Annotated in this window: 9 protein-coding genes and 1 pseudogene; 3 read left to right on the forward strand and 7 right to left on the reverse strand. The window is 44.8% G+C overall.

The window, feature by feature from the left end; genetic code table 11:
- Positions 1-121: 121 nt before the first annotated feature.
- From AB4623_RS03325 to xsc, 5 genes and pseudogenes are all read right to left on the reverse strand, one after another.
- Entirely contained in the window at positions 122-694 is a 573-nt protein-coding gene (locus tag AB4623_RS03325; RefSeq protein WP_017059967.1) for a malate synthase, read from the reverse strand.
- A 236-nt stretch (positions 695-930) separates the two neighbouring features.
- Positions 931-1,122: pseudogene (locus AB4623_RS03330) on the reverse strand (hypothetical protein); the annotation flags it as partial.
- The gene (locus tag AB4623_RS03335) at positions 1,116-1,502 is read right to left on the reverse strand and encodes a nuclear transport factor 2 family protein (protein ID WP_372099863.1); all 387 of its coding nucleotides are present in this window, start codon (positions 1,500-1,502) and stop codon (positions 1,116-1,118) included. The gene AB4623_RS03335 and the pseudogene AB4623_RS03330, both read right to left, overlap by 7 nt.
- A 262-nt stretch (positions 1,503-1,764) precedes the next feature.
- Positions 1,765-2,580, reverse strand: a complete 816-nt coding sequence (locus tag AB4623_RS03340) for an FRG domain-containing protein (RefSeq protein WP_372145751.1) — start codon at positions 2,578-2,580, stop codon at positions 1,765-1,767.
- A 400-nt stretch (positions 2,581-2,980) separates the two neighbouring features.
- The gene (xsc, locus tag AB4623_RS03345; protein WP_372145752.1) at positions 2,981-4,792 is read right to left on the reverse strand and encodes a sulfoacetaldehyde acetyltransferase; all 1,812 of its coding nucleotides are present in this window, start codon (positions 4,790-4,792) and stop codon (positions 2,981-2,983) included.
- A 262-nt stretch (positions 4,793-5,054) separates the two neighbouring features.
- Here xsc and AB4623_RS03350 point away from each other — a divergent pair, with 262 nt between their 5' ends.
- Both AB4623_RS03350 and AB4623_RS03355 read left to right on the forward strand, forming a co-directional pair.
- Positions 5,055-6,038: an AAA family ATPase gene (locus AB4623_RS03350; RefSeq protein ID WP_372145753.1), complete on the forward strand. Its 984-nt coding sequence runs from the start codon at positions 5,055-5,057 to the stop codon at positions 6,036-6,038.
- Between the two features lie 3 nt (positions 6,039-6,041).
- On the forward strand, positions 6,042-7,763 hold the full coding sequence (locus AB4623_RS03355) for a cobaltochelatase CobT-related protein (RefSeq protein ID WP_372145755.1): 1,722 nt from the start codon (positions 6,042-6,044) through the stop codon (positions 7,761-7,763).
- 50 nt (positions 7,764-7,813) lie between these two features.
- Here AB4623_RS03355 and AB4623_RS03360 read toward each other — a convergent pair whose 3' ends face one another.
- Together AB4623_RS03360 and pta are read right to left on the reverse strand one after the other, a co-directional pair.
- Positions 7,814-8,581, reverse strand: a complete 768-nt coding sequence (locus AB4623_RS03360) for a TSUP family transporter (protein WP_372145757.1) — start codon at positions 8,579-8,581, stop codon at positions 7,814-7,816.
- Between the two features lie 66 nt (positions 8,582-8,647).
- On the reverse strand, positions 8,648-9,721 hold the full coding sequence (pta, locus tag AB4623_RS03365; protein WP_372145759.1) for a phosphate acetyltransferase: 1,074 nt from the start codon (positions 9,719-9,721) through the stop codon (positions 8,648-8,650).
- Between the two features lie 154 nt (positions 9,722-9,875).
- Between pta and AB4623_RS03370 the strand changes: the two genes are divergently transcribed.
- Positions 9,876-10,664 carry an IclR family transcriptional regulator gene (locus AB4623_RS03370; RefSeq protein WP_017065657.1) on the forward strand — a complete coding sequence of 263 codons (789 nt, stop codon included), beginning with the start codon at positions 9,876-9,878 and terminating at the stop codon, positions 10,662-10,664.
- The last annotated feature ends 71 nt before the right edge of the window (positions 10,665-10,735 follow it).

Raw genomic sequence — 10,735 nt, forward strand, 5'->3', positions numbered from 1 at the left:
TTAAGTGAACGGCATTACCGCTATAGGGGCGGGGAAATTACCAAAGGTAAAAGAGAAATCAGTATTCAAATGTCAGTGCTACGTCTAGCAGAGCAGCACTGTACATTTCAAAGACAGTACATTAGATGGCGAAGCAAAAACCTAGGTTATAGTCTTCACCATTTTTCGCCGTGAACTCTTTGTCTTCACTTGATGCATTCGGGCGGCCACTTTCATCGCCTTTTACTAAGCTCACCCAGTGACGGATGCCAGAAGAACGGCTCGCCTCAGTTTGACCAAACGTGGTGCACGTCTCTAATTGGATATCTTGAATATCAACCAGCTCCAGACGGCCTGTGCCTTTACGAGCGCCGATTGTCACTTCAACGTGCGTACCGCTTTCATCACGGAATAGGATTGCTGAAGGCTTAGATTTATCACCTGTGTAAGCCACAAAGTGTTTAGCGCGTTTCAGTCCAGTATGTTCGCCATTCTTGAAGTAAACCTGAACGTGTCGGTAATCGATCTCGTAGCTCACTACATCTTCGTGAGAACCAGACTCGAGAGGGAATAGAGTATCAAGCAACTGTTTCGCCATTTTCTGCTTTTCGAGTTGCTTGTCTGCTTTCACCATTTCGACGGCAAAGACAGCTTCAGCAATAAAAGTTGAATGGTTTCTGTGAAGTTCTGTTTTGTCTAGTGTCAGCATATTCATAGTCTATCCCTCGTACGGCTTTAAATTTCATTTAGGTCAAACATCCCAATAGACCCTTTTCAAAATTGTTCTTTACTGTGTGGTTTCCATGTTTTTCATACTACTGTTATTTTTGAAACAATTTCACAACAAAAATTACACAGTGTGAATTTTACTAAATTGCTTTTTTACACAAACCGGCATTTCGAGCCCCCAGCCCTTTATTTAACTGGGTTGAGGGTTCCGTAGAAACGCGTTTACGTGTTGTTTGAATTTGTGTAATAACCCACCCCAACCAACTTATTGTCGATAACTCGATAGTAAGTGTGCTTAGTTTCCACTTTGCTCGACAGCGGATTTAACCATCGATAGGTGTAAACGCCACGACCATTTTCTTTGGCTAGATTTAACATCTCAGTGCGAATCGGTTTATCGTCAGGGCTTAGATTTTTACGCTGATTTTTCCATCTTTCAGGGTAAACACATCAACCATACGAGCTTCGATGACGGTGCCATCTGGGTTAGTCGCAGAGAACGTTGATTCGCTTACCGCGCGGTCTCCACACACAAAGTGGACAGGATCGCTCCAGGCTGCATCTGGAAAGTTCTGCCAAACCAATTCAAAGCTATTTCGAACCGCTTCGTACCCTTCGATAGTGTTTCCAAGCAAGCCTTCTCCTGCCACCGTGTGGAATACACAATCTTCTGTCATGAAAGACATGAGTGCTTCAATATCATGGTTATTCCACGCATCACTGAAAGACTGTAAAAAAGCGGTATCGACTTGGTTTTCCAGCACGAATGTCGCTGCATTGGTTTGCATATTCATATTCCAGAATCCTTTATGTTTTCGTTATTGGTTTAAATTTCAGTAGCTTTGCGCCACTTTTTTATTAGAGTGTTTAAACTAGATCTGTGAAAATTTAACAACTTGATAACAAGGTTCATCACTCTAACTTCGAGTTAGGTTATAAACAATCTCTAAGCTCACAGATTTCATCTTTTTATAAATTAATTAGTGTTCTAATTTTATTTAATCAACTTTTCACTGACGACATAAGAGGTATAATTAAATTAGAACGTGTTAGCCTTTAGTCGAAATCAAAGTCTTGATGATACTTTCGACCATACTGTTCAAGTTGACGATCATGAGTATTAACTTGCAATTCAATATTGCCGTCACCTTTATTTATGACTTGGTTGTTATCTGCATGTGCTTCGTTTTTTAAATCCGTTAGTTTCTCTTCGACATACTCTGTCGGTTCATTTAAAACATTCATGGATATTAACTCCTTTATCAGGTTTACTTTCACTGATGGAAGAATATGAACGGACACTAGACCGTTTGAATACTCTTTCTCATCATACAAAGGCTGAATGGCATCATTGCCACCTTCCTTAAATGGGTGAATGGAATACCACTTGTCCTTGCGCGGCTCTTGCTGATCGCAATCCGCCACATTAAATATCTGAGTTTTGTTGATATTACACGGCGAGCTAAAAACACTAACCCACTGATAATCAATAGCTTTAATTATGTTTATGCAGTCTTTACTTTGGCTGTGACACACCGACCAAAGCGCATTTAACAGGTTATCGGTCCATTCCAGTAAACGGGTGGGAAAGCCCTGCTTTTTGGCTAAACACATCAATAACCAGTCATTTATGTCGTTAGAACTCAGCGAGTGACCACCGTAAACCCTCACTGTTGAAAGCAACTCTTGTTCGACACGGCGTATGTTCTTACGATTGGAACGGCCTAAACTTGGCATTAGATTACTGTTTTCATAATCACACACGTTATACATCAAACCACGTTGGTCACTGCATTCATTCATTAATGAATTAATTATTTTATACAGCTCTTCGAGTGAGCTTATATAACGCTTATTGTTCACAGCATGCATGTAATAGGTCACTTAATTTAAATTTATTACAATTAAAAATTAACTATCATGGTTAATCAGTATCGTTACGAATGATTTTAAAAATGACAATAGGTATATGTCTTTATCAATAGCCATATATCCTCATCAATAACTAACAGTTATAAAACCATTAACTAAGGAGCAATTAGCTAAGGGTCGATTAATAAGGAACGACAAAGTTTATATAACTAAAACCACTTATATGTACCACAGCCATTTAATTCATGTTCTAACGTTTGACTAAGGATTATTGAAATACGGGTTGCCGGTATTCACTTAAGTACATTGCCAATACCCGTTAATATTGCCCGACCACATTCTCGATTGCACTTTCTCTAACACTCTCGAAAATACCGTGGCCGGACAAACTTCCTACGACTTATACGTAATCTTTGTATTTATCTAGGAAACGAACCGGTGTTGATAGCGCATCTCGGCGGAACGGGTCGCCCAACTCCTGAGTACACATGATTTCAATGATGGTTGTTTTGCCTTCGTTCATCTGCATGTCGATGGCTTTTTGCAAGGTTGGACCTACATCTTCTAGCTTATCAACCGTGATACCTTCAGCGCCCATTGCTCGTGCGATTTCAGCAAAGCTTTGGTTATCTAGCTCACCGGCAACAAAGCGTCGGTTGTAGAAGTCGACTTGGTTCTTCTTCTCTGCACCCCATTGACGGTTGTGGAATACCACGGCTGTCACTGGAATGTTATGACGAACACATGTCATGGTTTCCATCAGGCTCATGCCCCACGCACCGTCGCCTGCATAAGAGATAGCTGGGCGATGAGGTGCTGCTGCTTTCGCGCCAATGATGGTCGGGAACGCGTAACCACAGTTACCAAAACTCATTGCCGCAAAGAAACTACGTGGTTTTTCAAAGCGTAAGTAGCTGTTTGCCACCGAGTTGATGTTACCGATATCGGTTGAGACCATTACGTCTTCTGGCATCGCTTTTTCTAGCTCACGCAATACTTGGCGCGGGTGAAGGTATTCACCACCAGAGAACGGAGTCTCGTGTGAGTTTTCTTCAATCATATCCAAGCTGAACGAGTCACGTTCGTGTGTCCACTCATCAAGCTCTTTTTCCCAAAGTGCTTTCTCTGTTGCGACCGTGTCTTGACGAGCGCCTTTATTGTCATCACACAACAATGCACGGCCTTCCAATCTTTCAGATAGAGCAACCGCAGCTGCTTTCGCATCACCACAGATACCAACTGAAATCTTCTTAACCAGACCTAGCATCTTGTTGTCGGCATCAATCTGAATGATTTTCGCGTTCTTCGGCCAGTAGTCCATACCATGTTGAGGCAACGTACCAAATGGACCAAGACGTGTACCCAAAGCAATAACCACATCCGCTTGAGCCATCAACTTCATTGCTGCTTTCGAACCTTGATAGCCTAGAGGACCACACCATAATGGGTGGCTAGCAGGGAACGAGTCATTGTGTAGGTAACTGTTTACTACGGGTGCTCCTAGTCGTTCTGCCAGTGCCGCACACTCTTGAACGGCATCAGCCATTACCACGCCGCCACCAGAAATGATGACTGGGAATTTCGCTTCAGCAATCAAGTCTGCCGCTTCGTTCAGAGATTTTTCACCACCTGGGCCACGGTCTAAACGTGCTGGTTGAGGGATCTCGGTTTGAGTTTCACCGTAGAAATAGTCACGTGGAATGTTCAGTTGAGTTGGACCCATTTCACTCATCGCACGGTCGAAGCATCGACCTGTGTATTCCGCCATACGATCTGGGTGCGTTACGTGTCCTTGATACTTAGTAAACTCTTGGAACATTGGAAGCTGGTTACATTCTTGGAAACCACCTAAGCCCATTGTTTTAGTGCCTGTCTCTGGCGTCACAATCACGACCGGGCTATGTGCCCAGAACGCAGCTGCAATTGCTGTTACACAGTTACTGATACCTGGGCCATTCTGCCCGATAACCACACCGTGGCGACCAGATACACGAGAGTAACCATCTGCCATGTGGGCAGCGCCTTGCTCGTGTACTACTGGGACCAATCGAATGCCAGCAGGAGCAAAGATATCCATTGCGTCCATAAATGCTGACCCCATGATGCCGAACATGTCGGTAACATCATTAGCAACCATAGTTTCAACGAACGCTTCTGATGGTGTCATTGTTACTGTGCCGGAAACAACCGTACGTTTTTCTTGCTCGCTCATTCTTCCATTCTCCTTGAGTTAATCAAAATTTCATTTTTCGGAATGAATTGTCTCTTTTTCGAATTCAATTTCACCTTAGTAGTAGAATTTTTGCGCGTCAACTTTTTATATTAAATTGGAACAACTCATTCTAATTAATAAAACTGAATCACATTATTGGTAGTTTTTAGTACAAAAAGTGCCGTTAACTTAGGTTGAGCTGTTAATAATCGACGACATAGCGCAATAGCTGCGACAAGTAATGGGTTATATAGAGGGAAGAATGATGAAAGAGTCGGAATTGATACCAACGCGACAAGTAAGTGTAAGAGAGTGCTTTGGCATCGACAGCAACCTAACGGTGATGGCGTTTGAACATGCGGGAGAGTATGTGCCAAAAATCGATCCTAACTACTGTTTTGATCCTGAAGTGACGCTGGCCATATTGGCGGGGTTCACTTCCAATCGCCGCACGCTAATACAAGGTACGCACGGGACGGGCAAGTCTTCTCACATTGAACAAATTGCCGCGAGATTGAATTGGCCGTGTTTGAGGATCAACCTAGACGGACACCTGAGTCGATTGGATTTCATAGGTAAAGACAGCATCGTCATTAAAGACGGAATGCAGGTGACTGAGTTTAAAGAAGGCATTCTTCCTCAGAGCATTCAACAACCCATCGCACTGGTATTGGATGAGTACGACGCTGGTCGCCCTGACGTGATGTTTGTGATTCAGCAATTATTAGAGCAAGACGGCAAATACACCTCCTTAGAACAAAACCGAGTGATCACACCTCACCCTTCTTTCCGCCTGTTTGCTACCTGCAACACGCTTGGCTTGGGTAACTTTTCAGGTTTGTATTCGGGTACTCAAGTGCTTAACCACAGTCAGTTAGATAGATGGAACATCATCGCTACGCTCAACTATTTAGACCCACAACATGAAACCAAAATCGTGTTATCTAAGCTTCCGCAACTGAATAATGAAAGTGGCCGACAACTGGCCGAGAAAATGATCGCAACCGCAAGATTAACGCGTAACGGGTTTCGGGCTGGCGACCTTTCGACTGTGATGTCTCCGCGAACAGTGCTCACTTGGGCTGAAAACATCCAAATATTCGACGATGTAGCGACGGCATTTAGGCTTTCATTCTTAAATCGCTGTGAAGACGAAGAGAAAGAACTGGTTAGCGAATACTATTTCCGTTGCTTTGGTGAAGCCTTGGAAGTGCATACTCAAAACTATTCGCACTCGGAGTCGTAAACCATGGCCAATGTTTCTTCTCAGCAGAAAAAGATCCTCGATATTGGTGTGTCTGTCGCCAGAGCAATCAGTGGCGAACTCAATCTGAACTATCGGGGAGAACGTCTCTATAAAGGCAATAGCCCCTGTTATTACCAGTCTGCACACACCAACGATCTCACCTTTGTTTCTCGCCATGAGCTTAGAAACAGCAAGCTTTCGATGCAAGGCAAGATCGATTCATCGGCATTACGACTCTTGCTTTCAGATGCTGTTCTTCATTACTCATTGCGACCGAAAAACGAAGTCGAACGTCTGCTTTACGACTTCTGCGAACAGGTTCGAGTTGAATCTCAAGTCCCACCTTATCTAAAAGGCGTGACCACTAGCATCCAATTCAACTTTGCGTATTGGAGCGGCCAATATCATCAGAATGGCTTCACCGAATCACGAATCGGCATGTTGCTGTTTACTCTGATGCAAGTCATCCACACCCGTTTAACTGGTGTTCCCGTTTCTGAACCTATCGCTGAAACCATTGAATCGACTCGCGCCGGCATCGTGCCTACTTTTGGGCATAGCCTGAAGCACTTAAAGCAACATAGAACCGACCAAGAGTCATTTGTACACAGCGCCAACGAGTTGGCAGCCCTTGCACAAGAGCTCATCAACCAAGAGCAAGAGAGCGATAACTCGCCCACGCCAACCGTTGAAGAAGACATCAAGATCCTTGCGCAACTTGCGCTTATCGTTGATGGCGACATTCAAGATCAAGACGTCGATACTGACATCACAGGCAGTAGTAAGGTGTTCGAGCTTTCGGGCGCGAATTATCAGGTCTTTAATTCAGAATTTGATCAAGTCATCGCCGCAGACAAACTCGTCAGGCGCGCCCTATCACTCGAACTGAGACAGAAACTCACCGATGACATCATGGCGAGACAAGTAAACACTCGCCGTTTGGCCGCTATGCTCACTAGTTTTGTTGCCACGCCACAGAGGAACCGACGTCAGGACCATTTAGAAGAAGGCATTGTTAACGCCACTACCATCACCAAGCTCATCACTTCGCCATTAGATCGCACTGTCTTTTATCAACCTGACATCGGCGCATCTCATCAATGTGCCATCACGTTTTTGATGGATTGTTCAGGTTCTATGCAAAAGCACAGTCACAAGTTAAGTTTGTTGATGGATACGATTCTCAAATCTGTAGGATTGGCTCATATCCCATTTGAGATCATTGGCTTCACTACCAACAACTGGAATGGTGGCAAGGTCTATCGACAGTGGCTTAAACAAGGCCAACCAAAGCACCCAGGCCGCTTGAACGAAGTTCGGCACATCGTGTTTAAGGATTTTGATACGCATTGGAGACGATCTCGCCTTGGCATTGCGAGTCTTCGTAAAGCAGACATCTTTAAAGAGGGGATTGATGGCGAAGCGGTGCAGTTCGCTAGTCAGCGGTTGCAACTGCACAGTGCACAAAGAAAGGTTTTAATCGTGTTCTCAGACGGCTGCCCGATGGATACCGCCACCAGCACCGCCAACGATCAGTTCTATTTGGATAACCACCTCAAACAAGTGATTGAACGTGAGTCGATCAAAAACGGAATTGAGATTCATGGCGTGGGGATGGGAGTGGATTTGAGTCCGTACTACCGCAGTAACATCACCTTAGATGTGCAGGAGAGCTGCTTATTTGGATTATCTAAGAGCGTATTTGAGATGCTGAAGCGTGTTTAAACAGGGAAGCTTAGGCTAGCGACTCACTAGCCTCCTTTGTCGAGAATGATTTACGAAGAGCCAAACAACGACCATGCAGAGACCGCCATCAAGTACCCACCAATCAACATCAACACAATAAACACCAGCTTTCTGAGTTGATCATTGGACAACGGTGGTGGGAAACGTCGAGCAAACATCGTGACAAGCGCCACCAAGGGAACAGCAATAGCAGATAGCCACAGTATGCTCTGTTCCATGTCGCCTGCAGCGTAGACATTGACCGTACGTGACATCGACGTACAAGCGAACACCATCAGCAGTGTGCTTCGCACCAGATCGAGAGAAAAAGGTTGCCGATAGAGATGATAAACAATCGGTGGACCTGCCATCCCAAACAACCCACCCGCTAACCCAGAGCTAAAGCCTGAGACAAGAAAACATACGGTTGCTGAGCGATCCTTTCTGGTTTTAGGTTTGAACATAAAGCTCAGACCTGCGAATAGCACCATCGCACCCAATAGTCCTCGGAGAATATGCGTTGCCGAATCGCTTAACTCGTCCAGCAAGTACACCCCCATCGAAACGCCGGGAATAATACCGATGACCAACACCACCAGAATCTTGAGTTCCCCAAGCAGTGGCTTACCCATCAATGCAACCAAGCAATTGAACAAAGTCACAATACTGACCACAGCAGCTATAACGGGTAAGGAAACCAGATTAAGGCTAACCGTTAAACCAATCACGATGATACCGAGGCCAAATCCGATGACAGTTTGAAAATAGGTACCCACCGCAATAGTGGTAAGAATGGCGAGTAAAACAGGTAACTCCATTAGCTATCCTAATTAGGTTGTTTTGGGTTTGATTTGAATCTGAGTACTAGATACGAGAGCTAGATGTTAATACCGGAACTCAAATTCTGATTCTTCTTTTTCTTCAACATCAGCTTCAGTATCAGCCTTAGAGCTAGACACTTTCCCTTGCTGCGCTTGTACGGCAGTCACCGCGATCACATTAAAGATGTCTTGTGCGCAACACCCTCTTGATAAGTCATTCGCAGGTTGATTCAACCCTTGTAACAGTGGACCAATCGCAACTGCCCCGCCTAACCTTTCCGCAAGCTTATAACCAATATTACCTGCTTCTAAATTGGGAAATATCAACACGTTCGATTGACCTTTCACCTCTGAATCTGGCAGCTTTTTCGCGGCAATCTCAGTCACAATCGCGGCATCGAGTTGAACATCCTGATCGACGGCGATTCCGGGACAACGTTGTTTTACGAGTTGAGCCGCATTACGAACCTTATCGACCGATTCGTGTTTGGCACTCCCGTTGGTCGAAAACGACAGCATCGCTACTTTAGGCTCTTCCATCAGTAGCGTTTGAGCACTGTTTGATGCGGCCACGGCAATCGATGCCAGCTCGGTTTCAGTGGGGTTAATCACCAAACCACAATCGCTGAAAATCATACCGCCTTTAAGATTATGGAAAGGCTCACACAACATCATCAGAAAGAAACTGGACACCAATTCACTGTCTGGCGCGGGGCCGATAATCTGAAGCGCAGCTCGCACGACATCAGACGTGGTATAAACCGCACCATTAACTGTGCCATCCACCAGCCCCTCTCTGACCATCAAATTGGCAAAAACGAGTGGGTCTAGAACCAGCTCTAGCGCATCATCGTAAGTCATACCTTTCGCTTTTCTTAATGTATACAACCGCTCAGCGAGGACTTCTTTGAGTGATGACGCTTGTGGGGAGACAATGTGAATGCCCACAAGATCAATGTGATGTAATTCTGCAGCAGCGATGATCGCTGGTTCGTCCCCGACTAGGGTGATGTGAGCGAGCTGTTTGTCGATTGCTATTCTTGCAGCAGCTAGCACTCGCGGGTCCTCCGCTTCACTCAAAACAACGCGCTTACGATCTAAATGAGCTTTATCAATAATCCGTTCAATCGCCTTCATCTTTAAATTCCATTTATTGAGATTAATTGTTCCATAATTTATATTTATATTATTGGAATAACAAAAAAGGTCAAATTTTATTCAGATAATTGAAGAATAATGATTTAGTATGTACACTCTTAGGCATAGACATATCGCAAGGATGAATCACTGTATGCAAACAGAAACACCGCAAGTTCAAGGGGATACACCGACCCTCCGACTTTTTGCACTATTAGAGGTGATAGCGCAAAAAGACGAGTTTATTTCTCTGCAAGGTTTAGTCGAAGAGACCGGATTGCCAAAACCCACGCTGCACCGAATGCTTCAACAGTTAGAAGCGGCGGGCATCATTCAAAGAGATGGCGACGAAAAGCACTACAGCTCAGGTATTCGACTCAGAAAACTTGCCGAAAACCTACTTTTGAATAGCACCATGCACAGCGCGCGACGCACTATCCTTGAGAACCTGAGAGCAGAAGTCGGTGAGAGTTGTAACCTGACCGCTCTTTCAAGTGGCGAAATCATCTATCTCGATCGTGCCGAAACTGAAGCCCCCCTTCGCTTTCACCTGCACCCCGGCTCTCGCGTTCCCGTGCACTGCTCGGCTACCGGCAAACTGTTTTTAGCACACATGTCTAAGTCGCAGCGCAGACGATTAATTGAAAACGTGCCGCTGACTCAATACACCGTGAACACGATTACCGACTATTCGACTCTAGAGAAAGACATTGAAGAAGCGAAAATCCAAGGTTTTGCTATTGATGATGAAGAGTTTTTACCAGGCTTAGTCTGTATCGCTGTGCTGATACCCTCACCAACTGGTCAATCAAACCTAGGCCTAGCGATCCAAGCACCTGTGATTCGAGTGAAACCGGATGAAGCAATAAAATTCTTGCCCGCACTTCAAAAAGCAGCAAAAGCGCTGGCGAAAATCGAAGCTGATAATTGGAGTCAGCAGTAAGCACTTTCTTAAAGAATTTCGAAGTCCATGACTTAACTGATCATGGATTTCGAAAGGTTCATCGCGGCTTT

Origin of the sequence: Vibrio sp. 10N.222.52.C12 (genome assembly GCF_041474215.1) — a bacterium.
GTDB lineage: Bacteria > Pseudomonadota > Gammaproteobacteria > Enterobacterales > Vibrionaceae > Vibrio > Vibrio crassostreae_C.